Here is a 22,649-nt window from a genome sequence, read left to right on the forward strand (position 1 = left end):
AACGGCCGCTAAGCTTCAATGCATATGCGCTCCCACCTCCGATACCTATTGTTGGATGGATTCGATCCGGAAACGGGAGAGCTGGCGCTGCGGGTATCGGCCCATGGGGGCGACGCGCTGGGACCACAACTGTTGCGGCTCAAGCTGCACCTGGGCCGCCATGGCGATGCGCTGCAACCTCTGCGGCGGGAGCTGGCGAATCTTGTGCAGATGCCCCTGCCGCAGCTTTGGGATCGCGGCCTCAAGCTCTTCATCCGCGCCATCGAGGACGAGCTCAATCAGCCCGAGGGCCGCGATGCGCGCCGCTACATGTGGGTGCAGACGCAAATCCTGCATCCGTCCGATGAGCGGCGCAGCACCCTGAACCATCCCGTGCAGCGGCAGGTTGAAATTCTCTGGGATTGGGCCCAGCGCCTGGATCAGGAGGGCGATGGAGCCCGGGCCATGGAACTGGTGGAGCGCCTGCTGCTGCTTTCGCCCAAACACCGCAGCGCGCTCGAATGGCTATCGACGCTGCTGCGGGACCAGGGGATGGTCGATGAGATGCTCGATGTGACCGAGCGCTGGCTGGCGGTGGAACCCAACAATCCTGACGCCCTGCTGAGGCGGGGCGAGGCCCTGGTCCATCTGGAGCGGCCCCGGGACGCCCTTGATGCCTTCCAGGCCATCCTGAAAGGCAATCCGCTGCACGCCGCGGCGCACTTGGGCGCTGGCCAGGCAGCCAGCCTGCAGGGGAGCGATCCCTTTCCCCATCTCGACGCGGCCATGGAACTCGACAAAGACGCCACCCTTTCAGTGCTGCGGGAGACTTTCGACTTCAGGGTCAACAGCCGGCTCGGGGATGAGCGGGGCTACATCCTGGGGGATCTGCCGGCGCTGCTCGGCGTTTCCGCGGCGGAAGTGCGCGCATTCGTGCAGGAACGCCATCTCCCATTGAGCGGCGAGGCGGTCCGCGAGGTGGAACTCACCCGCTGGGTCGGCATCCAGAACCGCTACCAATTGCTGGCCACCGGCCTACACTGGTCCGCCCCGACGCCCCGGAGCGTGCCGGGGTGACTGGCTTTCCCTGGGTGTTCCGGCCTGGCCGGTGCGCCCCTTTTCAGAATTCGTCCAGCCGCAACAACCGCTTCCTGGTACGCTCAGCGCAGCCTCAACCCGACCCCAATGCCGAGCAAGGGACTTCTCTGATCCGAGGAGGATCCATGAGTCACATCAAGACCTGGTTCGCAGTGCTTTTCCTGGCCGCGACCCTATGCGCCCAGCTGGCGCCACAACAGTCCGATGGTCCATCCATCAAGCAGCGGCCGGCTTCTCAAGAAGCCAAGGCCGATCGCCCCGATCTGCGGCGGGACTTCGACCGGCTGTGGTTCGGCGGGGAGCCCAGCGCCCAGTACCTGGACTACAAGAAGGCTCGGGCCCAGGAGGAGATGGCGCGCTGGGCCCACACCCTGCCGGGATTCAAGGCCGACCTGCCGGCGATTCCCGGGTCTGGCGCCGCCTGGATCAATCTGGGACCGAAGAAGAGCCTCTTCAGCGTCTATTCGGGCCCGGCCCCTACTTTTCCGGATGTGGATGCGGGCAGGCCCTCGGTGGTGGGCATCCTCACCCACCCGAGCAATCCCCAAATTCTCTATCTGGCGTCGTCCGGGGGCGGGCTGTGGAAGACCACGAACGCCGATCTCGCCACCGCGGGCGACTGGACCTGGACGCCGCTCACGGACAACCTGCCCAACGCCTCCACCACGGGCAATGTCAGCATCGGCGCCGTGGCCATGAGCCCGGCGGATCCCGAAACGCTGTTCCTCGCCCTCGGCGATTCCTTCGATGCGGCCGGACGCGGCCTCTACAAGAGCGTCAATGGCGGCGCTTCATGGGCCGAGCTGGGCGCGGCAGGCGCGACCACCCGTGTGCATGCCTTGCTGGTGCTGGATGCCAACACGGTTCTGGTGGGGGGCAACGCGGGCATGTGGCGCTCCACGAATGGGGGCGCCAGTTTCACGAACCTGAGTCTCGGGGGATCCACCTCAGGGGAAATCTGGTCCATCCAGCGGGTGGGAAGCTCAACCACCAATCTGGTGGCGACACGGGAATCCAGCAGCACCGGCACCTTCTGGTACTCGTCCGATGGCGGCGCCACCTGGCTCCAGGCGGCCCTGGACGGGCTGGCTTCGGGCCAGAACCCAGGCCGGGCCACGGTCAACACTTCCTTGTCCAGCGCCTCAAATGCCTACGGCATCGCCGAGAACACCGTGTCAGGCGTCTTCGCCCGAGGCGTATTCAAGTCATCCAACGCGGGCCATAACTGGACCTTCCTGGCTGCCCCGACCATCACGGGCGGGCTTTTCCAGCCATTCAATCAGTCAGGCGACGGGGATCAAGCCTTCTACAACCACTGCCTGGCCGTGGATCCCGATGACGATTCGAAGGTGTTCGTGGCTTCTAACTTGTCCCTCTTCCGTAGCATGGATGGGGGGGCGACCTGGGTCCAGATGACTAGTTGGAGGGCCCTCAACCTGCCTTATGCGCACGCGGACTTCCATACCAACACCTGGTCCAGGACCGGTCCCAAGACCCTCTTCCTGGGCAATGACGGCGGCCTTTGCGTGGTGCGGGATCCCTTCCGTCCCACCCCGCCCTTCACAGCGGATCAAAATGTCTTCGCCGCCGGGGACACCACCTACATAGACAACCGCCGCAATCGCGGCATCACCTCCCACATGGTCTACCATCTGGGTTCCAGCATCGCCGCCTCCCCCGCCGATACGCGCCACCGCATCACCTTGGGGCTGCAGGACCTGAGCAGCCGGGTCCGCGTGGACGAGGGATCCGGCTTGCAAAATTCCAGCACCTGGGACGACCCCACGGGCACCGGCGATGGCTTTGGCACCCTCATCAATTCCGCCAACGGCAACAAGATGATGGTGTCGAGCTACAACACCAGGCCCAAGCGGAGCACGGATGGCGGTGCCACCTGGACCTCCGCCACCTCCGGAATCACCGGTTCCGCACCCTTCCACACCCAGCTCTTCCCAGGGCGGACCGATGCCACGGGGAACACGCTGTTCACCGCCACGAACTTGATCATCTATAAGAGCACCGACTGGGCGGCCACGCCCTGGTCTCCCCTTGCCATGACGGGATTCACCGGAACCCTGATCCGGAATTTCAACACGTCCGCAAGCAACGGCAATTCCCTCGCCATCGCCGCAAATTCCGGAAATGTCTGGGTCTCATCCAATGGTGGATCCACCTGGACGAATCCAGCAGGCGGGGATGTTACGGGAGGTGTGCAGTTCCTCAGCTACACCTGGTTCGACACGACGAATAACCAGACCATTTATGCCGCTTCGGTCGCTCCCAGCGCCAGCAGCCATCTGTGGAAATCCGTGAATGGCGGCAATACCTTCACGCCCATCGATGTGGGCAACGGATTCCCGTTCGGCATCCCGGTCCACGTCATCCAAAACGATCCTGCAACCTCGGCCCGGCTGCTGGCCGGCACGGATTTCGGGGTCTACATCTCGGAAAACGGCGGCGGCACCTGGGCCCGCTACGGGGTTGGACTGCCCATGGTGGCGGTCCGGGACCTCTACATCGCCCCGGATGGAAGCTTTGTCCGCATCGCCACCTATGGCCGCGGGGTGTGGGAGATCGCCGGGCCCGCCGCGCCGGGTCCGACCATCACCACCCAGCCCCAGAGCCAGGCCGTGACGGTGGGACAGACCGCCACCTTCAACGTGGTGGCCACCGGCAGCGGCACGCTCAGCTACCAATGGAAGAAGGGCCTCACGAACGTCGGGACCAATTCCAGTTCGTACACGACTCCTGCGACGATCCTCGCGGACAATGGCAGCCAGTACTCGGTGGTGGTCACCGACACCGCCGGGTCCACCACCAGCGCCGTCGCCACGCTCACGGTCAATCCGGTAGCCACCGGGCCGACCATCAACGTCCATCCGTCCAATGTCACTGTGCTTGCGGGACAAGCCGCGACGTTCAACGTGGTTGCCACTGGCACGGGCGCCCTCAGCTATCAGTGGCGGAGGAATGCCGTCGTCATTCCCGGGGCGACCTCCGCGAGCTACACCACGCCACCCGCCCTTGCCGGAGACACCGGCATCCCGTTCGGCGTCAATGTCACCGACAGCACCGGCAGCACCCTCAGCAATTCCGGAATCCTGACGGTCACGCCCTGCGGCAGTGGCACGAACCAGGTCCTCCTGAATCCCGGCTTCGAATCCGGAAACAATGGAGCCTGGATCACATCCACCACCCAGTCGGGCAATTTCATCATCGATGCAACCAACCCCGCCTCCAACGCCCGCACGGGTTCCTGGTATGCCTGGCTGGGTGGATGGGGCACCCCGGGAACGGAGACCCTGTACCAGCAGGTGGCCATTCCGCCGGGCGCCTCCAGCGCCATCCTGAAATTCTGGTTGTTCATCGGGACCAATGAGATCGGCGCGGTCGCCTTCGATACCCTCAAGGTGAAAATCAAGAATGGCAGCGGCTCCACCCTGGCGGATCTGCCTGGCTACTCGAATGTCGATGCGGCAGGGATGACGGATTATGTCCAAAAGACTGTCGACCTGACGGCCTATGCGGGCCAGACCATCCGGATCTACTTCGAGGGCGAGGAGGATTCCGGACTCTCCACTTCGTTCCTCCTTGATGACTTTGAATTGAATGTCGCGAGCGGGTCCGCGGCCACGATTCCTGCCATCACCACCCACCCAGCCTCGCAAAGCGTGAGCCCCGGCCAGTCGGCGAGCTTCAGCGTTCTGGCTACGGGCACGGCGCCGCTGTACTACCAATGGCGCAAGGATGGCACCGTCATTCCAAGCGCCACCAGCTCGACCCTTACCATCGCCTCGGCCCAGGCGGGGGACGCGGGAGCCTACACCGGGTTGGTGAGCAACTGCGCCGGGTACGTCACCAGCAATCCGGCGACCCTGACGGTCAGCAGCGCGACACCGCCCACCATCACGACCCAGCCCCAGAGCCAGAGCGTCACCGCGGGCCAGAGCACGACCTTCAGCGTCGTCGCTGCGGGCTCGCCGCCGCTCGCCTACCAGTGGCGCCGCAATGGAACGAATATCTCTGGCGCCACCGGCGCGTCCTATACGTTCACGCCCACACTGGCGGATAATGCCGCGCAATATTCCGTTTTCGTGAGCAACGGTTCGGGCAATGCCACGAGTTCCAACGCGACCTTGGCGGTGAGTCCCAAGAGCCGCGACCTGAATGGCGATGGCCAAACCAACGTCCTGGATCTGGCCACCTGCCTGGCCGCCTATTCAGGATCCGGCAATTCCACCAGCAACCCCGCCGCTGATTTGGATGGCGATGGGGATTGCGACGACGCCGACCTGGCCCTTCTGCTTGCCGGAATCTGAGGAGAACCCCATGCGATATCCAATTCCAACGACGGTCGCCTGCCTCCTTCTCCTGTCGCTTGCCTCGGCCTGCAGCGGGGGCGGCGGTGGCGCCACAACCCCGCCGCCCCCGCCCAAGACCATCGCCGACACCTTGACCTACACGGATCCCAGCGGCGCAGGCTTCCGCCTGGTGCGCAATGCCAGCCTCTCGACCTCTTCGAAGCTGGTGCTGGATCTCACCGGCCCCGCGGGCAATGGGCACGGTGTGGCCTTCATCGTCAGCGCCGACCAGTCCAAGGTCACCTGGTCCAATCCACCCTCATCCAGCACTTTGGCCGCAAACCTGGCCTTTAATCTGGGCTCTGGCACACAAGCCTTCATCGGGAAATCGTCCGGCGACCAATTACAGGGCGCCGCCTTCCAGAAACCTGGCACCGCAGCGGTGAACATGGCCCAGCCGCTCATGCGCATCAGCCTGGACCTGAAATCGAGCATTCCCGTGAACACGTCCGTGCCCCTGTCCTTCACCAGCGGCAACCAGCTCCCAGCGAGCGGGGGACCGGGCAGCATCACGGTGGCCGTGGGCACGCTGCTCGCCCAGTGACCAGCGCCTGACCCACCATTGATCGGGCCGGATTGGGGCATGGCAGGGCCCCCGATCGAAATTCAATAATCGAAAAATGAAGATGCGATGATGTTTCCATGGACGCCCTGCTCACCACCGATCTCCCCTTTCCCGTGTTCCGGCGGGGCAAGGTCCGCGATGTCTACGATCTCGGAGCGCACCTGCTCATCGTGGCCACGGACCGCATTTCGGCTTTCGATTGTGTGATGCCCCAGGGCATTCCGGACAAGGGCCGCCTCCTCACGGCGGTCGCGAATTACTGGTTCAATCTCACGGCGGACCTGGTTCCCAACCATCTCCTCGCCACGAAGGTGGAGGACTATCCCGCATCGCTGCAGCCGCATGCGGAATTGCTTGAAGGCCGTTCCATCCTGGTGAAGAAGACGCGGCCCCTGCCCGTGGAATGCGTCGTGCGGGGCTTCCTGGCGGGATCCGGATGGAAGGAATACCAGGCTGCGCGGACGATCTGCGGCATCCCGCTGCCGCCCCACCTGCCCATGGCATCACAGCTGCCGGACCCCATCTTCACGCCCGCCACCAAAGCCGACACGGGGCACGACGAGAATATCTCCTTCGAGCAATTCCAGGATCTGCTGGGCGGCGAGATGGCCGGGCGCTTGCGGTCCTTGAGCCTGCGGCTCTACCACCGGGGCAGTGAAATCGCGCTGAGCCGGGGCATATTGCTCGCCGACACCAAGTTCGAGTTTGGCGTGGATGATGACGGGCAATTGCTGCTCATCGATGAAGCCCTGACGCCAGACTCCAGCCGCTATTGGCCCGCGGACCGATGGGAGCCGGGAAAGCAGCCCCCCAGCCTCGACAAGCAATTCTTGCGGGACTACCTGGAGCGCCTGCCCGACTGGAACAAACAGCCCCCTGCGCCGGATCTGCCGCCCAACATCATCGAAGGTGTCCGTTCCCGCTACGTGGACCTGGCGGCACGGTTCGGTGTTGAACTCTGAGGCAGGCGCTATTCCGTTTTCGTTCCGGGCGCCCGGCCGCCTTCGAACACCAGAATGCGGGCCGCATCGAGATCCAGCCAGGACCGCAAGGCGGCATTGAAGCCAGCCAAGCCGACGCCACGGATGTCCTGCTCGGATGGCCCGGCGCCCAAGAGGGTTTCCTTCGCCGCCAGGGACAACTGATCTTGCGGATGCAGTGCCAGGGCCCGCCGGTCCGCGATCCAAAGGGCCTTGGCCTGTTCCAGTTCCTTGGTTTCCAGTCCTGATCCGGCCACAGCCGACAGTTCCGCCCGCAGGGAGGCCTCCGAGGCATCCGCAGCGAGGATCAGGGAACGCCACCCGGCGGCGCCAAGGTAGATCCGGCAACGATCCGGGCCAAGGCGCCGGGGCAGCCAGAGGCTCAACAGTTCCTGCGCGGCGCGCTGCGGGACAGCCGTAACCCGGGCGGGCAGGGCGATGATCGTTTCCATCCGATCCGAAGCCACCAGGGTCCGGGGACGCTTCACGCCCTTGGTGGAGACGGTTGGAACGGCCGAGGGAAGTGATGACAGTGCATCTTTCCCGCTGCCTCCATTCCAGGTCCCGAAATTCGTTTGGGCAAGCTGCCTCGCCTGGGACAGATTCAGGTCACCCGAGATGGCGAGCACCGCCCGCCCGGGCCGAAGGGTTGCTGAGATGGACCGCTGCAGGGCTTCAAGATGGATCTGCCCCAGCCCCTTTTCCGTAAGCGGTTCCAGAGGCAGGTCAGGCCTTTCCAGCAGGCGGAGGAACTCTTGTCTCGCGGCCGCATGCCCGCCCGGCTCCTGCAACGCGTGGATCAGGCGGAGCCGTTGGCCATCCAGATCGCCGCCATCGGGAATCGGGCGGGTCGTGGCATCCGCCAGCAGCGAGAAGGCCGATTCGGCCTCCGGACTTCCGCCGTCCAGGTTCCACACGGGGCCGTCCGGTTCGCCTGAGAGCCGCAGGCTCAGGCCCCGTTCCTCCAGCGTCCGGTTGAACGCGGCCCGGCTGCGGTTGCCCACGGAACAGCGATCCAACAGGCCCAGCGCCAAGGGCTCAAGGGGCATCGGACCTTCGGGCACCTTGCCCTTGGTCTCGGGGCTGGGGGATGGCTCGCTGAAGTCCCGGGGCGCCCAGGTCGACCTGAGCTGAAGACGGATCAAGGGATGCCGGTGGTTCTCGAGAAACAGGACCCGCAATCCGTTCGGCAGATGGAACGATTGAATGCCGGTGGGCTGCGCAGCTAGGGGCAGCGCCAAGAGCCAAGCCGCCAGGACGAGTCTCAAGGGGCCTCCTTGGCTTTCGAATCCTTGAAGGCCGGATCCAGGAGCTTCAGTGTGGCCGCCCGCTGTTCCCGCGGCAGCATCTGCAATTGCCGCAGCCCTTCCTGGACCAGCGTTTCCGCTTTGGCGGGTTCGACGCCCTTGCGCAGGGCCAGGCCCCGCAGGGCCTGGGCGATTTTCTGGTCCAGCGGATCCACGCTCAGGCTGCTGTCCGGCGCCACAACCCCGATGATCACCTGATCCATGGACAGATGGAGGCGGACCACCCGCTGGATTTCCTCGGACCGGAGTTGTTGAAGCCGTTTGGCGGGAAGAAAAGCCTGGCGCCAGTCTCCAAGCACAGCCCAGCCTTCGCCAAGGGTCGCTGCCAGGGCGGCGGGATCTTCTTCGGCCGATAGGTTTTGGAGTTCGGCCTGGTTCAGGGCTTTCTGGAACTCATCCCCTGGGACCAACTCTTCGGCAAGCCTCAGAACTTCGCCGCGGAGGGCCATCTCCAATTCCGCGATGCTATGGCCTTCGGACGGCTCGGCCGTGATCAGCAGCAGGTTCAGGGCCCTTGCGCCGGGGACGCCGAGTTGTACCTGGATGTTCCGGGCCATGCCGTGGTCCACCAGGCCTTGCAGCCTTCCGCTGGCGCCTTGGCCAAGCACCCTGGCCGCCAGCGCCAAAGCCGGTGTATCGGGAGCCGATGCGGGGGGGATCCGCCAACCCATGTAGAGGCGCGGGAGCGCGGAACGGGAAACTTGCAGTCGTAAGGTGCACATGGAGGGGATGGAACCCGACAGGGCGGGTTCAGACTCGGTGCCGCCCCCCAATCGGCCGAACTGGTGTTCCAGCACGGGCACGATGGAATCGGCGGAAACATCGCCCACCAACACCAGCAGCATGCGTTCGGGGGAGATCAGGCGAGCCGCGAGGGCCTTGGCGTCGGCTCGGGTGATACCGGCGATGGCACCTGGATTTTCATCCATGGCCGAGGCATAGGGCTGGCCCACGAATGCGCTGCCCAGCAGGGGCGAAAGGCCTGGATCTGCCAGGGCGGAGGCGCGCAGATCATCCAGCCAGCGCTCCCGGATGAGGGGGAAACGATAGAGGTTCATCTGGTCCAGGAGCTTGGCTTGGAGCTGGGCCCAGGGCTCCATCTGGCTCGCCGGGAGATCGAAGGCCGTGGCGATGTAATCCGCGTTCGCGTGGGTGGTCCGTGCCGTGGCGCCGAGCTGTTCCAGGAGATCCAGTTCGGCGGCATCTCCGAATTCGGCTTTCAACCGCGCGAAAGCCTGGGCGTGCAAAGCCGCCACTTCCGGAGGCGGGGCCCCGGGTTCGGACCTGGAACGCTGGAGCGTTTCCCGGCGCAGGGATTCGTAGAGGGCCTCCTCCTCTCGCGCCATCCCCTCGGCTTTCCGGGAAAGATCAGCAGGGGTGCAGCGTCCGAACAGGCTTCGCGCCAGCAACTCCACGGAACTTGGCGGCAGGCCTCCCGCATCGCTGCGTCCACCCCGCACGAACAACGCGACATGGACCATGCCGTCGCTGGGGCGCTCCACCACCAGCACCCGCATGCCGTTGGACAGCCGCCGGTCCGTGGTTTCCGGCCCCTGGGCCGCAAGTCCCACGGCCATGGCGGTGGCGAAGATCCAGCAGAAAAGTCTCACCCACCAAGCTTAGCTGATGATGGAGGCGCAAGCTTACTTGATGCTGATATGGCCGTTCGTGGTGTTCAGTTCGATGCGCTGGGTCTTGCCGGGCCGCTTGATGTGGGCGCTGTGCTTTTCCTTCTCGATGATCTGGGCGCCCGGAATATTGATCTCGAGGGAGCCGTTGGTGTTGTCCAGCAGGATGTCGCCGGTGGCGAGGCCAAGTTCGACATCGATGCCGCCGTTGGTGCTTTCGAGTTTGATGCCTTCGCCCCAGCCATCCAGGTTCTTGGCGGAGATGCCGCCATTGGTGGTTTCCAGCACGATGCCGCCCTCGACATTGTCGATCACCAGCCGGCCGTTGGTGGTGCCGCCCTTGATGCGGGCCTTCAGGTTGACGGCCTCGATGCTGCCGTTGGTGCTTTCCGCCTGGACTTCGCCCTTGATGTCGCGGAGCTTGACATCGCCGTTGGTGGTCTCGCAGCGGGCATAGCCTTCCATGTTGGAGGCCACCACGCTGCCGTTGGTGGTATGGAAGAATCCCAGGACTTTCCGGGGCACCTTCAGGGTCATCTCGCAGCGGGGCGAGGTGACGAAGCCGAAGGACCAGGAGGGCTGCTGGAAGACAGCTTCGATATCCAGATCCGCGCCGAGGCGTTTCAACACCAGCTCGACCTTCCGCCGTTCGGAATCCCTGATCAGGGCTGTGAGCGCCACTTCCTCCTTGTCCCAACCCGTGACTTTGATGCCACCGTTCCGGTTCTTCACCCAGAGCTTGGAACCATACTGGAGCGTTTCATTCCGCTGCTCGGTCCGCGTGGGGCCGCTCAGCGCCCAGGTGGGTGCCGATGGCGGTTCGGGCGGGGCGGGGGGCGTCGGAGGCGTGGGGGGTTTCTGGGCCTGGAGGACGCCGGCAGCGAGGAGGGCCGCGATGGGAAGCAGGGTTGTTAGTCGCATGATTGTTCCATTTGCAAAATGTGCAAGGTGGATTCCTCGTGACCAGTCTACGGGACTCATTCGAGGCGGCTTAGAGGTGGATGTCAGGAGCCGCTAGACTGGTGGGTGATTGGAGGGACCCATGCCCATCTACATCCTCGCGGCCACTCGTTCCGCTGTGGGCTCCTTTGGGGGCAGTCTCAAACCCTTGAATTCCGTGGAGATGGGCAGCCTGGCCATCCAGGAGGCCATCCGGCGGGCAGGCGTTGCCGCCGATGAGATCGGTGATGTGGTGCTGGGCAATGTGCTCCAGGCGGGCTCGGGCCAGAATGTGGCGCGGCTGGCGGCGTTGAAAGCGGGCCTTCCCTTCGGCACGCCGGCCCATACCGCCAACCAGGTCTGCGGCAGCGGCCTCAAGGCCGTGGCCCTGGCGGCCCAGAGCATCACTGCCGGCGACGCGGACATCGCCATCGGCGGCGGCACCGAAAGCATGAGCAATGCCATGTACTTATTGCCTTCCGCCCGCTGGGGCGCCCGCATGGGCCATGCCCAGCTCCTGGACAGCATGATCCAGGATGGCCTCTGGTGCGGCCACGGCGACACCCACATGGGGATCACCGCCGAGGCCGTCGCCTCGAAACATGGCATCACCCGCGAGGCACAGGATGCCTTCTCTCTGCAGAGCCAGCAGAAGGCCGCCGCTGCCCAGGCCTCGGGCAAATTCGACCGTGAGATTTTTGCCGTGACCCTCAAGGGCAAGAAGGGGGACACGGTTTTTTCGAAGGATGAGTACATCAAGCTGGATGCCAGCGCCGAGGGGTTGGGCAAGCTGAAACCCGCCTTCAAGAAAGATGGCACTGTCACCGCGGGCAACGCTTCGGGCATCAACGATGGCGCGGGGGCCTTGGTGCTGGCTTCCGAGTCCGCAGCGAAAAACCACAAGCCCATCGCCAGAATTCTCGGCTTTGCCCAAGCTGGTGTGGACCCAGCCACCATGGGCCTGGGGCCGGTCCCCGCCATCCGGAAACTGCTCGCGAAGACCGGTGTGAAACTTGGCGACATCGATGTGTTCGAGTTGAACGAGGCCTTTGCCGCCCAAAGCCTCGGCGTCCTCCAGGAACTGCCGGAACTGGACCGGTCCAAAGTCAACCTGCGCGGCGGCGCCATCGCCATCGGCCATCCCATCGGCGCCAGCGGAACGCGCATCCTGGTGACGTTGCTGCATATCCTGCAGGACGAAAACAAGCAGCTCGGCCTCGCGGCGCTCTGCGTGGGCGGCGGCCAAGGCGTGGCCATGCTGGTGGAGCGGCTCTAAAACCCAATGATTACACTCACCCACGTCACCAAGCAGTACGACCGCATCCACACCGCCCTGTCGGATGTGAGCTTCGCCCTCGAGCCGGGTGAGTTTATTTTTCTCACGGGCCCTTCGGGAGCCGGGAAATCCACGCTGCTGAAGCTGATCTTCCGGGAGCAGGTGCCCAGCACGGGCGAGATCGTGGTGGCGGGGCACCGGCTGGCGTCCATGCCCGCCAAGGAAATCCCCTACCTCCGGCGCAAGCTGGGTGTGGTTTTCCAGGACTTCAAGCTGATCCGCTCCATGACGATTTTCGAGAATGTGTCCTTCGTCTTGCGCATCCTGGGCGTGCCGTTCGCGGAACAGAAACAGCGCACCTTCCGCGCGCTCAAGCTGGTGGGCCTCCAGCACAAATTGAGCAGCTACCCCTTGCAGCTATCCGGCGGCGAACAGCAGCGCGTGGCCATCGCCCGGGCTCTGGTGAACGACCCGCTGGTGCTGCTGGCCGATGAGCCCACGGGTAACCTCGATCCCGACCTCGCCGCGGAGATCATGGCGCTCTTCGAGCGCATCAATGTCCAGGGGACGACGGTCCTGGTCGCCACCCACGACCGCAGCCTCATCCAGAAAATGCGCAAGCGGGTGCTGGGGCTCGACCACGGCCGGTTGGCCTTCGACCAGCCGGCGCCCGCAAGCACGGTGGTGGTCTAGGGCCGGTCTAGGGCCGGTTCAGGACTGGGCTGAAACCGGCCCCGGGCCTATTTGTTCAAGGCAATTCCGGTTCGGAGAGGATCACGCTGCGTTCCCGCCCGTCCGGCCAGGTCAGCGTGAGGGCATGGTTCAGGATGACGGGTTCGTTGCGGCCAGAGGCTGGCGGAGCGATCCGCTGGATTTCGCTGCGGAGGCCCAGGTCCTGGGCGATTTCGGGCCGGAGGGGAAGGATCCCTTTGAGCATTGCCCGCGCTTCCGCCGCGCTGACCGTGCGCCGGTCTCCGGGGAATTGGGCCATGAAGAAATAGGAATCCTCCGTTGGAGCCATGAAGGAGATTTGCCAGGTCCGGGCGGCGGGGGGGGAGGGGATCGGCCCGGCCCAAGGGGGCGCCGAGGTCTGCAGGATGAAATGCGCCAGGGGCTGGCCAGGGTCCACGGGCACCGTGAAGCTGGCCAGGCCGGATTCGGTGCGCCCGCCCCGGTAGATGCGATCCAGGGGCTGGTCGGATTCCGGGGGGGGAACGGCGGCGGACTCGTCCTCGGTGAATCGGACAGGGGCCTGCATGGTGAGGCCGTAGGCCGGGATCTGGGCCTGCAGGTAGCTCCAGGCATTGGCGCCCAGAGGCAGCTGGCCGTGGTTCCAGGAGCGGTCGAAAAGCCGTTTCCGCTCGTTTGGGTTGTGGGAGGACGCGAGGCCCACCACGCCATCCGATGTGCCGCTGATGGCCAAGCCGCCCCAATAGTATTTCGAAAAGAAGGGTCCGGCCTTGGTGCCTCCGGCCGTGGCCATGGGGATGTTCCGGGCCTCGGGGCGGCCGTCCGTCTGGCTGCGGTACCAGGTCATGTAGCCCGTCTGCAGCACCCGGTTGCCCTCGTTCTTCTGGCCGATGAGGCCCGCCAGCCAACCCGCCCAGGAACTCCAGGCCAGATCAGCCAGGGGCGTGCCATGGTGGGGGGTGCCCAGCGTGATGATTTGGGAGATGTGCGGCGCCATCTGGTTGTAGACCGCGCAGGTCTGCGCGTCCACGCCCCCTTTGCTGTGCGCCACCACCGTCACGGTGGAGGTTCCGAAATGGGCCATGATCTGCCCGATCTCCTGGGCCAGCAGGGTCCCGTTGTCCCACATGCTCCGATCGGGATGCAGATCCACGAAGGCCGTGCGGTAGCCCGCCTGGCTGGCGCGTTTGGGCATGTCGTTGCCCGAAGTCCAGGTCCGGCGCTCCAACCGTGGACATACACGAGCACCTGGGGTTTTACGGGAGAGGCCGGCGCAGGGCCGTAGGTGATGGTGCCCGGCTGGCCGGCGGCCAGACTCAGGGCGAAACCAAAGCAGAGCAGAGCCTTCATGGTGCCTCCATTAAAGGTTTGGGATCGGGTTGTCAGGAAATGGATCGGGATCTGCTACCACGGATAGCACCCGGAATTCACGGCCACAAGGAATATCCACGATCTTCACAACTTTTCACAATCGAGCGGAGCGAATCCATCGATTGATCCTCATCCGGGTGGCGCATCGGAGGCCGCCGTGCGGTTTCGCCCCGCCACCCGCTGCGCGGATGCGGCCCTATTCTCCCTTCGCCATGCTACGGTCGAATGGTGGCTCAACCGCTGTTCGACGCTCGCTTCCTGATTTCCGCTTCCGACATGAAGCAGCTCGGCGTCTGCCACGCGGAGGTGGCGTTCATCGGGCGTTCCAATGTGGGGAAGTCCTCGCTCCTGAACGCGCTCACGAACCACAAGCAACTGGCGCGGGTGTCCAAGACGCCGGGCCGCACGCGGCTCATCAATGTCTTCCTGACGGGGAAGGACCGGTGGATCGTGGACCTGCCGGGCTATGGGTTTGCCACCGGGCCCGCCAAGGAACGGGCGGGGTGGGAGCAGATGATCAGCGGTTATTTGACAGGTCGTAAAACGCTGCGGATGGTCTTCATCCTGGTGGATGCGGAAGTCGGCCCCACCAAACTGGATCTCCAGACGCTCGATTGGCTGAGGTCCATGGAATTGCCCTACCGCATCGTGGCGACCAAGGCAGACCAAGTGAAACCGAGCAAGGCCCTGAAACAGCGCAAGGACGTGGCAGCGGTGCTGGGCCTCCTGCCCGGCGACTTGGCCTGGGTGAGCTCTGCTAAGGGGACTGGAGTTCCGGAACTCCGCTTCGAAGTCGCGGATTTGCTGGATCTCTGACGGCGGCGGCGTTTAGTTCCAGATCCACGGACTTGGGGCTGGATCCGGCATTGTGATGGACTGCGCTTTTCCCCGGAGGGCATGAAATAATTCTTGGGATCGGCCATGCTGAAGTAGTCATGTGCCCACCCCGCCCGAGAGTCCCTCCGGCGGTTTCCGCCTCTCCTGCCGGTCTCTCCGCCGGTGGTTATTTGAAAAGGGAGTCCTCGTGTCCCTCTCCGTGCTGTCCCATATCGATGTCCATCCGGCCGAGCACCGCGTCTCCGACGCCGAGCGCAAGGCCCGCATGGCCAATCCGGGTTTCGGGAAAGTGTTTTCCGAACACATGGTGACGGTCCGCTATGCGGAAAAAGATGGTTGGCAGCGCGGCCTGCTGCAGCCCTATGGGCCGCTGATGATGGATCCGGCCTCCTCCGTGCTGCACTACGGGCAGGCCATCTTCGAGGGCTTCAAGGCCTATAGCCAGCCGGATGGTGGCGTGAAGACCTTCCGGCCTTTCGCCAATGCCCAACGGTTCAACCGCAGCGCCGAAAGGCTGGCCATGCCGCAGCTGCCCGAAGAGGTCTTTGTGGAGGCAGCGGATGCGCTCATCCGCGAAGACAAGGCCTGGGTGCCCACCGCCGTCGGAGAAAGCCTCTATCTGAGGCCCCTGATGATCGCGACGGATGCCGCGCTGGGGGTGCGGCCCTCCCATGAATATCTCTTCATCCTCTTCGCTTCTCCCGCAGGCGCCTACTTTGCCGGCGGGGTGAAGCCCGTCACGGTCTGGATCAGCGAAGACTTCGTGCGGGCCGCGCCTGGCGGGACGGGGTTCGCGAAATGCGCGGGCAACTATGCCGCGAGCCTGGTGGCCCAGAAACAGGCCCGGAGCGAAGGCTGCGACCAGGTGGTGTGGCTCGATGCGGTGCACCGCTCGAATGTCGAGGAGATGGGCGGTATGAACATCTTCTTCGTCTACAACGAGGGCGGCCGCTCCGTGGTCGTGACCCCCGAGCTCACGGGCACGCTGCTGCCGGGCATTACCCGCCGCAGCATTCTTGAGTTGGCTTCGGAGCTGGGATTTGGCGCCGAAGAGCGCAAGATCACGGTGGATGAATGGGACGCCGCCCTTAGGGAGGGCCGCATGACCGAGGCTTTCGCCTGTGGCACGGCTGCGGTCATCACCCCCATCGGCCGGGTCAAATCCCGGCGCGGCGACTGGCAGGTGAACGGGGGTGAAACCGGACCTGTGGCAGCGCAATTGAGGGACATGCTGCTCAATATCCAGCACGGCCTAGTGCCGGATACCCACGGCTGGATGCACGAAGTCTGCTGATTCTATGATTTCCCTGGAGCACCTGCCAGGCTACTCCCGATGGGGCGGTGGCCTGGATGCTCTGGTGGCGAGGCCTGAGCCGATCTGGGTCTTTGGCGGCTTGGGCAGCGGCGTGAGCACCATGGCGCGGATCCTGGCGGACCGCCGGCAGGTGGCGTGTTTCGATGATGCGGAGCGCGCGGATGCCTCCGATCTGTCCCGCTGGCTGCGGGAGAATCCACAGGGGGTCCTGGCCTCTCATCTATCGCCGGAGTCGGAGCTCGTCGCGGCCTACGGAAGCCAGTGCCTGGTGCTGCGCCTGGAGAGCCTCGAGGAGGATCCACTTGCCATTGGAGGTTGTCTGGCGGGACTCGCCGAGGAGGAAGGGATCGCCGCGTCCATCCATCCGGTGTCGCGGGCCCTGGGCGCCTTGCCCTGCCCGGGGAATCTCCGGGGGCTCCGGAACCGCCTGGTGCGCTGGAAACTGCTCGGCCAATTGCCGGAGACGCTGGAAGATCCGGCCCCGGCTGATCTGGGGAACCCCGAGGCCGAAGATCTGGCCACCCACCTCCATGAACTTGAAAGGATGCTGCTGCACCGCGCTTTGCGCCGGAGTTTTGGGAATCGGGTAGAAGCTGCCCGTAGGCTCGGCGTGAGCCGCCGCCAGCTCTACCTCCTCATCGGCCGCCATGGTGATCCCTTGCGTGGGGAAATTCCGACCCAACCCGGACCCAAACGGTTTCTCAAGCGGCGGGTAAAAACTTCCTAAAGGCAAGCGATTCCGGAACAATGGAGTTAGGGACCCGTTGATCCGTTCAGAAAGGGCAATCGAAGCCATGGCGAGTTCGTTGCGCGTGTTGGTGGTGGACGAGGAACCGGGCATCCGGGACGGCATGGCATTCAGCCTGAAACGCGCTGGATTCGTGGTGGAGCAGGCCCGCAATGGTGAAGAGGCCTTGCACGCGGCGCGTCCGGGAGCTTTCGATGCGGTGGTGTCCGGCGTCAAATGGAACCTGCCCCTGAAGCCGGGCCGGGAAGTGGTTTCCGAAAGCCTCCAGCTCACCAGCCGGCTGAGTTCGGTCATCACGGGCCTGCCCATCCTCCACGTGCTGACGCCCCCCGCGGTGGGCCATCCGGTCGAACATCCCCACCTCGGGCAGGTGTTCGCCTCCATCGTCAAACCCTTCAGCCCGGAAAGCCTGGTGGCTGCGCTCTGGCGGGCCATCCGGGGAGACGACCATCTCAAGGCCGAAGCCTGGGGCGATGGGTTGGTGATGCTGACCCAGGACAAGGTCTACGCAGAGAACCTTTTCAGGGCGCGGCGGGCCGCCGACAGCCGGGCCAATGTGGTCATCGAGGCCGAGCAGGGCTCGGATGCGGAGCGGCTGGCGAGGCTCATCCATCTGGCCGGGAACCGGAAGGCCGGCCCCTGGGTGGCCATCCGGTGCGGAGTGGGATCCGGTTCCGACGGCTTCCCGGACATCGACGATCCCGAGGATGCGGCCGGCCCGCACTCCCGCAGCGCCGCCGGCGCTTCCGCCAACCAGGACGCAGCATCCCTGCTCAGCCGCGCCGATGGCGGAACATTGCTCCTGGACGAAGTGGGCGCTTTGAACAGCGCGCAACAGGAATGGCTGCTGCGCAGGCTGCGGGACCGTCCGGAGCGCGGAGCCGGCCGCACGCCCGCGCGGGATATCCGCGTCATCGCGCTGACCACCCGGGATCTGACGGCCGAAGTCAGGGCGGGCCGTTTCAAGGAAGAACTCCGATATTTCCTGGATGTGGTGCCCGTGCGGATCCCGCCCCTCCGCGAGCGGGTGCAGGACGTGCCCATGCTGGCCGCCCATGTGGCCGAGCATTTTTCCCGGACCAATGCGCGCCCGGCTCTCCGCTTCGCCCCGAGTTTCCACCTGGCGCTGGTCCGGCATGGGTGGCCGGGCAACGCGCGTGAATTGGAAAGCGCGGTGATGCGGGCCGCCGCGTTGACGAAAGCCTCCTACCTCGCCAAGGACGATCTTGCCTGGCTGCTGCCGGCCAACGTGCTGGCCGGCATTCCGCTCGACCCTCCGGAACGGCCGTTCAGACCGATGCTTGAACCGCAGTCCGCCCAAACATCCCTGCGGCGCGGAGAACCGCCGGAGTCAAAACGCGAGGTCGTGTTCGGGGACCCCAGGACGCCGATCTCCAATGCTCCGTTGGATACACCGGTGGCGCTTCCGCTGGGCCTGCCCCTTCCCGATCTGGAACGGTTCTGGCTTCTCTCGACCCTGGCGGCCGTGGAGGGGAACCGCACCAGGTGCGCGCAAATCCTAGGCGTGGCGCTGCGCACCGTCCGCAACAAGCTCAATGAATACCGGGCCCAGGGATTCAGCATCCCGCCGGCGGGACGGGACAAAGACGAGGAATGAAGCGCTCAGGATTTCCGCAGTTCGGCGGGAATCTGGAAGGCGCCGGTCTCGTGGCGGTAGAAGGCCGCCGTGATCTCGGCGCCCAGCAGGAAGATCGCGCAGCTGTAATACAGGAAAATCAGGGCCGCGATGATGCTGCTCAGGGATCCGTACATGATGCCGAAGGTGAGGGTGTGGCTCAGGTAGATCCTGAAGAAGGTCTTCGCGATCCACCAGAGCGAGGTGGACACGAAGGCTCCCAGCAGCGCATGCCGGAACCGCACATGGCAGCGCGGCAGATGCTGGAGGATCATCGTGACCACCAGCATCCCCAGGAGCGGGGTGAGAATGGGCAGCAGCACGGACCTGGGCAGGCCCATGAGGTTGCCCAGGAAGCTGCCGGTGAGCAGGGCCACGAAGATGGCCAGCAGGATCACCGCGCTCACCACCAGCGCCGCCCGGCGCACCAGGTGGAAGCGCCGGGTCTGGCGGTGCTTGCGGACCCGGATGCCGAACACGTGCGCCAGGCTGGTGTCGAGCTGGTTCACGCACCAGAGGCCGCCCACCATGAGCACGGCCCAGGAAAAGCCCATGGTTCCGATCTTCTGGCTGTTCTGGATCGTATCCCGCACGAATTCCATCGGCAGATAGGGGAAGACGTTCAGGAGCACCATCAACAGGGCCTTGCCATAGGCCTTGGATCCCAGCATGAGTCCCAGCAGCTTGAACAGCAGCGTGGTCAGGGGCACCAGGCTGACGATGAGCCAGAAGGACAGGCTGGCGGCGTAGCTGAAGCAGTCGTCCACATTGTATTTCTTGCCGACTTCCCAGGCGAACTGGCCCACCCTGCCGAGGCGGGGGAACCGCCGCGCCAGCAGCTTCCAAAGCGCCTCCGCCCGCTTGGAAACCCATCGCACAAGGGCGTCCACCCGGTCGCGCGAAGCCTCCAGCATGGCCTAGAAGCGGACGGGGTGCCGCGGCAGCAGGTACATCACCCACGCCAGCACCAGCCCGATGCCCACCAACCCGCCCAGATGTTTGAGGATGCTCATGCGCGTTCTCTCGGGCCGGGTCGTCGGCGTGATCATCCCAAGCACCACGGAAATGCCGAGGCCCATGAGGAAGAAATGGATGACGTGGCTGGAGAGAAAACGCATGGTTCCAGGCTACCAGCCCGCTGGACCGAAGAGGAGTGGTTACAATCCTCCGCGCACTCCGGCCGCCGGAGCCAAACTGTGCCCCACGCGACTGCGCAACCATAGGATCCTGCGGGAATGAGAGACCGGACGCTGCCACCGCCCATGGACTTCACCGCGTTCCGCCGGGAAAACGGGGTGCTCATCCTGCTCAACCTTGGCGTGATGCTGGGGCTCCTGGTGCTCCACCTGGTCTTCAGGCCTGTCCTGGGCACCCTCAGCCTGGGTGGCGCCCTCGCCCTATCGGCTAGGTTCCTGATGCAGCTCGGCGAACTGGCCTTGTTGATGAGGCCCCCGGTGGAACTGGGGCAGAGGGGGACGAAAGCCTATGCGGCGTTCACCGTGGCGGCCCACATCGCCTTCGCTTCCCTCCTGTCCGGACTCGGCTCCGGGCAGGAAAGCCACCATGTAGTCCTGCTGGTCATTCCGGTCATTGCCGCCGCCTTCTGGTTCCGCCTCCCCTGGCTGATTTTCGCGGTGGCGGTGGTGACGGGCCTGACAGTCCTCCAGGTCTGGATTCCCGTGGGAATCCTTCCGCAGGGACAATTGGTGGAATACTTCGAAGCCACCACCGTGGCCCTGATCTTCATCCTGGTGGCGGGGGTCGTGCGCCTCCTGGCCCACCAGCTTTGGAACCGGGAGGAGGCGCTCCATCAAAGCCTCTCGGATCTCGCCGACGCGCGGGATCTGCTGGTGAAGGAAGAGCGCCTGGCCGCCATCGGGAAACTCTCCTTCGCCATCGCCCATGAGATCCGCAATCCCGTGACGATGATCGCGTGCTCGGCCTCGGCCGCCGGCAGGCCAGAGGCTTCGGTGGAGGCCCGGGCCGAATGTCTGGGGATCATCGCCCAGGAATCCCGGCGCCTGGAGCGGCTCACCGAGGATTTCCTGTCCTATGCCCGGCAGCGGCCTCCTGAGTTCCGGCGAGTGGCGCTCGCCACCACGCTGGGAGCCGCCTGGGGCCTGGCCCGGCACCGCGCGCAGGAGGAAGGGATCGAGTTGCTCCTTGACCCGGTGGAAGCGGCCGAGGCCGAGCTGGATCCCTTCCAGATCCAGCAGGCGCTGCTGAACCTTTTGGTCAACGCCATCGATGCGACTCCCTCAGGCGGGCGCATCCGCATGGGAGGCAAGCCGGCCGACGGGAGAATCCGCCTTTGGGTGGAAGACACGGGAGCCCCGGTTCCCCAGGAAATCGCCCAGCGGCTAGGGGAGCCCTTCCAAAGCACGAAACCCATGGGGACGGGCCTGGGATTGGCGATCACCCGTTCCATCGCGCGGGCCCACGGCGGGGAGCTGGTTCTGGAGGATAATCAGGAGGGGCGGGTCCGGCTGGCGCTGGATCTGCCCATCGGCCGGACATCGGGGGCGACGTGAACCAGATTCTGCTGGTGGACGACGAGGCGAACCTCCGGCGGCTGGTGCGTCTCCTGTTGGAGGAGGAAGGCCATTCCGTTTCGGAGGCCGTCAGCCTTGCGGAGGCGAGGGGGAGCCTGGCCCGCGAAATACCGGATCTCGTCATCACCGACCAGAAACTCGGCGATGGGGAAGGCCTGGACGTGCTCGAATGCGTCCGGCGGGTCGACGAGACCGTGCCGGTGCTCATGCTGAGCGCTTTCGCGAGCATTGAATTGGCGGTCCAGGCCATGCGCCTCGGCGCCTTCGATGTGATCCCCAAACCCTTCGATCCCGACGGGCTGAAGGCCGCGGTGCGGCGGGCGCTCACCCATGGCAGCCTGCTGCGGGAGAACCGCCTGCTCAAGGATGAAGCGGGGCGCGTGGAGCGGGGCCGGGAACTGCTGGGGCGGAGCCGCGGCATGATGCAACTGCTCGATGCCATCGAGCGGGTGGCGCCGACCCATGCAACGGTGCTCATCTCAGGGGAGACGGGCACCGGGAAGGAACTGGTGGCCCGCGCCATCCATTCCCGAAGCGCGAGGTCCGGTGGGCCTTTCGTCGCCTTGAACTGCGCGGCCATGCCGGAAAACCTGCTGGAAAGCGAGCTGTTCGGCCACGAGAAGGGCGCTTTCACGGGTGCCGACCGGGCGAGGCCCGGACTTTTCGAAACGGCGCATGGCGGAACCCTGTTCCTGGATGAGGCGGGCGAGATGCCGTCATCCCTGCAGGCGAAATTGCTGCGGGTGCTGGTGGACGGGCAGGTGATGCGGGTGGGCAGCCGCACCACCCGGAAAGTCGATGTGCGGGTCCTTGCGGCCACGCATCGGAACCTGGAAGCGCGGGTCCAGGAAGGGCAGTTCCGGGAGGACCTCTACTACCGGCTGGCGGTATTTCCCTTGCGGGTTCCCCCGCTCCGGGAGCGCATGGAGGATCTCCCGCTCCTCGTGGCCCACTTCCTGGCCAAAGCATCCCGCGAGATGGGCCTTCCCCTGCGGACACCGGGGGATGGGGCGCTGGAGCGCTTGGCCTCCTACCCCTTTCCCGGGAATGTGCGTGAATTGAGGAATCTCCTGGAGAGGGCCTGCATCCTGGCGACGGGCGAGGTCATCGGCCCCGAAGATTTTCCCCTCGGCGGGGTCTGGGCTCCCAAGGCCCGGGGGCTTGATGCCTACGTGGACTCCCTTCCTTCCGCCGTGGAATTGCCGGTGGTGATGGCCGATCTCGAATGGGCTTTGCTGGAACGCGCCCTGGCCCAGAGCGGCGGGGTCCAGGCGGAGGCCGCCCGGCGCCTCGGTATTTCGCGGAGCGATCTGCACTACAAAGTCCGGCGGCGCGTTCGAGAATCCTGACGGATTGTTCAAGGGTTT

At 65.0% G+C, this 22,649-nt stretch carries 18 protein-coding genes; 12 read left to right on the plus strand and 6 right to left on the minus strand.

The genetic code is table 11. From position 1 onward, the window contains the following. The first annotated feature begins 18 nt into the window (after nt 1-18). From IPQ13_05270 to IPQ13_05285, 4 genes are all read left to right on the plus strand, one after another. A complete protein-coding gene (locus IPQ13_05270) occupies nt 19-1,056 on the plus strand; it encodes a tetratricopeptide repeat protein (protein MBL0210308.1) in 1,038 nt (345 codons plus the stop codon). A 146-nt stretch (nt 1,057-1,202) separates the two neighbouring features. Continuing rightward, nucleotides 1,203-5,396 carry an immunoglobulin domain-containing protein gene (locus IPQ13_05275; GenBank protein ID MBL0210309.1) on the plus strand — a complete coding sequence of 1,398 codons (4,194 nt, stop codon included), beginning with the start codon at nt 1,203-1,205 and terminating at the stop codon, nt 5,394-5,396. Nucleotides 5,397-5,406: 10 nt separating this feature from the next. Next, entirely contained in the window at nt 5,407-5,982 is a 576-nt protein-coding gene (locus IPQ13_05280) for a hypothetical protein (GenBank protein MBL0210310.1), read from the plus strand. 98 nt (nt 5,983-6,080) lie between these two features. Then, a complete protein-coding gene (locus IPQ13_05285) occupies nt 6,081-6,965 on the plus strand; it encodes a phosphoribosylaminoimidazolesuccinocarboxamide synthase (GenBank protein MBL0210311.1) in 885 nt (294 codons plus the stop codon). Nucleotides 6,966-6,973: 8 nt separating this feature from the next. Here the strand turns inward: IPQ13_05285 and IPQ13_05290 are convergent, their stop codons facing one another. The 3 genes from IPQ13_05290 to IPQ13_05300 are packed head-to-tail and all read right to left on the minus strand — an operon-like array spanning nt 6,974 to nt 10,839. Continuing rightward, nucleotides 6,974-8,251 (minus strand): insulinase family protein, encoded by a 1,278-nt coding sequence (locus tag IPQ13_05290; GenBank protein MBL0210312.1) that lies wholly within the window; start codon nt 8,249-8,251, stop codon nt 6,974-6,976. Next, a complete protein-coding gene (locus tag IPQ13_05295) occupies nt 8,248-9,900 on the minus strand; it encodes an insulinase family protein (protein ID MBL0210313.1) in 1,653 nt (550 codons plus the stop codon). The genes IPQ13_05290 and IPQ13_05295 overlap by 4 nt, the downstream gene beginning before the upstream one ends. Nucleotides 9,901-9,933: 33 nt before the next feature. Next, nucleotides 9,934-10,839 carry a DUF4097 family beta strand repeat protein gene (locus IPQ13_05300; GenBank protein ID MBL0210314.1) on the minus strand — a complete coding sequence of 302 codons (906 nt, stop codon included), beginning with the start codon at nt 10,837-10,839 and terminating at the stop codon, nt 9,934-9,936. A 121-nt stretch (nt 10,840-10,960) separates the two neighbouring features. On the opposite strand from IPQ13_05300, the gene IPQ13_05305 reads away from it, so the two are divergent. Further along, the gene (locus IPQ13_05305; GenBank protein MBL0210315.1) at nt 10,961-12,133 is read left to right on the plus strand and encodes an acetyl-CoA C-acetyltransferase; all 1,173 of its coding nucleotides are present in this window, start codon (nt 10,961-10,963) and stop codon (nt 12,131-12,133) included. Nucleotides 12,134-12,139: 6 nt separating this feature from the next. Continuing rightward, nucleotides 12,140-12,826: a cell division ATP-binding protein FtsE gene (gene ftsE, locus IPQ13_05310; GenBank protein ID MBL0210316.1), complete on the plus strand. Its 687-nt coding sequence runs from the start codon at nt 12,140-12,142 to the stop codon at nt 12,824-12,826. A gap of 55 nt (nt 12,827-12,881) precedes the next feature. Here the strand turns inward: ftsE and IPQ13_05315 are convergent, their stop codons facing one another. Then, entirely contained in the window at nt 12,882-14,018 is a 1,137-nt protein-coding gene (locus IPQ13_05315; protein ID MBL0210317.1) for a hypothetical protein, read from the minus strand. Between the two features lie 401 nt (nt 14,019-14,419). Here IPQ13_05315 and ysxC point away from each other — a divergent pair, with 401 nt between their 5' ends. From ysxC to IPQ13_05335, 4 genes are all read left to right on the plus strand, one after another. Beyond that, on the plus strand, nt 14,420-15,010 hold the full coding sequence (gene ysxC, locus IPQ13_05320; GenBank protein ID MBL0210318.1) for a ribosome biogenesis GTP-binding protein YsxC: 591 nt from the start codon (nt 14,420-14,422) through the stop codon (nt 15,008-15,010). A 223-nt stretch (nt 15,011-15,233) separates the two neighbouring features. Next, nucleotides 15,234-16,325, plus strand: a complete 1,092-nt coding sequence (locus tag IPQ13_05325) for a branched-chain amino acid aminotransferase (protein ID MBL0210319.1) — start codon at nt 15,234-15,236, stop codon at nt 16,323-16,325. A 64-nt stretch (nt 16,326-16,389) separates the two neighbouring features. Then, entirely contained in the window at nt 16,390-17,073 is a 684-nt protein-coding gene (locus tag IPQ13_05330; protein MBL0210320.1) for a hypothetical protein, read from the plus strand. A gap of 67 nt (nt 17,074-17,140) precedes the next feature. Next, nucleotides 17,141-18,712, plus strand: coding sequence for a sigma-54-dependent Fis family transcriptional regulator (locus tag IPQ13_05335; protein MBL0210321.1), 1,572 nt, complete (start codon nt 17,141-17,143; stop codon nt 18,710-18,712). A 5-nt stretch (nt 18,713-18,717) separates the two neighbouring features. Here the strand turns inward: IPQ13_05335 and IPQ13_05340 are convergent, their stop codons facing one another. Then, nucleotides 18,718-19,620 carry a YihY/virulence factor BrkB family protein gene (locus IPQ13_05340; protein ID MBL0210322.1) on the minus strand — a complete coding sequence of 301 codons (903 nt, stop codon included), beginning with the start codon at nt 19,618-19,620 and terminating at the stop codon, nt 18,718-18,720. A 27-nt stretch (nt 19,621-19,647) separates the two neighbouring features. Further along, nucleotides 19,648-19,848, minus strand: a complete 201-nt coding sequence (locus tag IPQ13_05345) for a hypothetical protein (protein MBL0210323.1) — start codon at nt 19,846-19,848, stop codon at nt 19,648-19,650. A 117-nt stretch (nt 19,849-19,965) separates the two neighbouring features. On the opposite strand from IPQ13_05345, the gene IPQ13_05350 reads away from it, so the two are divergent. After that, nucleotides 19,966-21,261: a hypothetical protein gene (locus IPQ13_05350; GenBank protein MBL0210324.1), complete on the plus strand. Its 1,296-nt coding sequence runs from the start codon at nt 19,966-19,968 to the stop codon at nt 21,259-21,261. Then, complete coding sequence (locus tag IPQ13_05355; GenBank protein MBL0210325.1) at nt 21,258-22,631, plus strand: sigma-54-dependent Fis family transcriptional regulator; 1,374 nt, start codon at nt 21,258-21,260, stop codon at nt 22,629-22,631. Before IPQ13_05350 ends, IPQ13_05355 begins: the two co-directional genes overlap by 4 nt. The last annotated feature ends 18 nt before the right edge of the window (nt 22,632-22,649 follow it).

It is taken from the genome of Holophagaceae bacterium (assembly GCA_016720465.1).
In the GTDB taxonomy this organism is placed as follows: domain Bacteria; phylum Acidobacteriota; class Holophagae; order Holophagales; family Holophagaceae; genus JANXPB01.

Excerpts from the sequence above, each read along its gene's own strand:
- IPQ13_05270 (MBL0210308.1), top strand. The coding sequence starts at position 19 with ATGCATATGCGCTCCCACCTCCGATACCTATTGTTGGATGGATTCGAT.
- IPQ13_05275 (MBL0210309.1), top strand. The coding sequence starts at position 1,203 with ATGAGTCACATCAAGACCTGGTTCGCAGTGCTTTTCCTGGCCGCGACC.
- IPQ13_05280 (MBL0210310.1), top strand. The coding sequence starts at position 5,407 with ATGCGATATCCAATTCCAACGACGGTCGCCTGCCTCCTTCTCCTGTCG.
- IPQ13_05285 (MBL0210311.1), top strand. The coding sequence starts at position 6,081 with ATGGACGCCCTGCTCACCACCGATCTCCCCTTTCCCGTGTTCCGGCGG.
- IPQ13_05300 (MBL0210314.1), bottom strand. The coding sequence starts at position 10,839 with ATGCGACTAACAACCCTGCTTCCCATCGCGGCCCTCCTCGCTGCCGGC.
- IPQ13_05305 (MBL0210315.1), top strand. The coding sequence starts at position 10,961 with ATGCCCATCTACATCCTCGCGGCCACTCGTTCCGCTGTGGGCTCCTTT.
- ftsE (MBL0210316.1), top strand. The coding sequence starts at position 12,140 with ATGATTACACTCACCCACGTCACCAAGCAGTACGACCGCATCCACACC.
- IPQ13_05315 (MBL0210317.1), bottom strand. The coding sequence starts at position 14,018 with ATGCCCAAACGCGCCAGCCAGGCGGGCTACCGCACGGCCTTCGTGGAT.
- ysxC (MBL0210318.1), top strand. The coding sequence starts at position 14,420 with ATGGTGGCTCAACCGCTGTTCGACGCTCGCTTCCTGATTTCCGCTTCC.
- IPQ13_05335 (MBL0210321.1), top strand. The coding sequence starts at position 17,141 with ATGGCGAGTTCGTTGCGCGTGTTGGTGGTGGACGAGGAACCGGGCATC.
- IPQ13_05345 (MBL0210323.1), bottom strand. The coding sequence starts at position 19,848 with ATGCGTTTTCTCTCCAGCCACGTCATCCATTTCTTCCTCATGGGCCTC.
- IPQ13_05350 (MBL0210324.1), top strand. The coding sequence starts at position 19,966 with ATGAGAGACCGGACGCTGCCACCGCCCATGGACTTCACCGCGTTCCGC.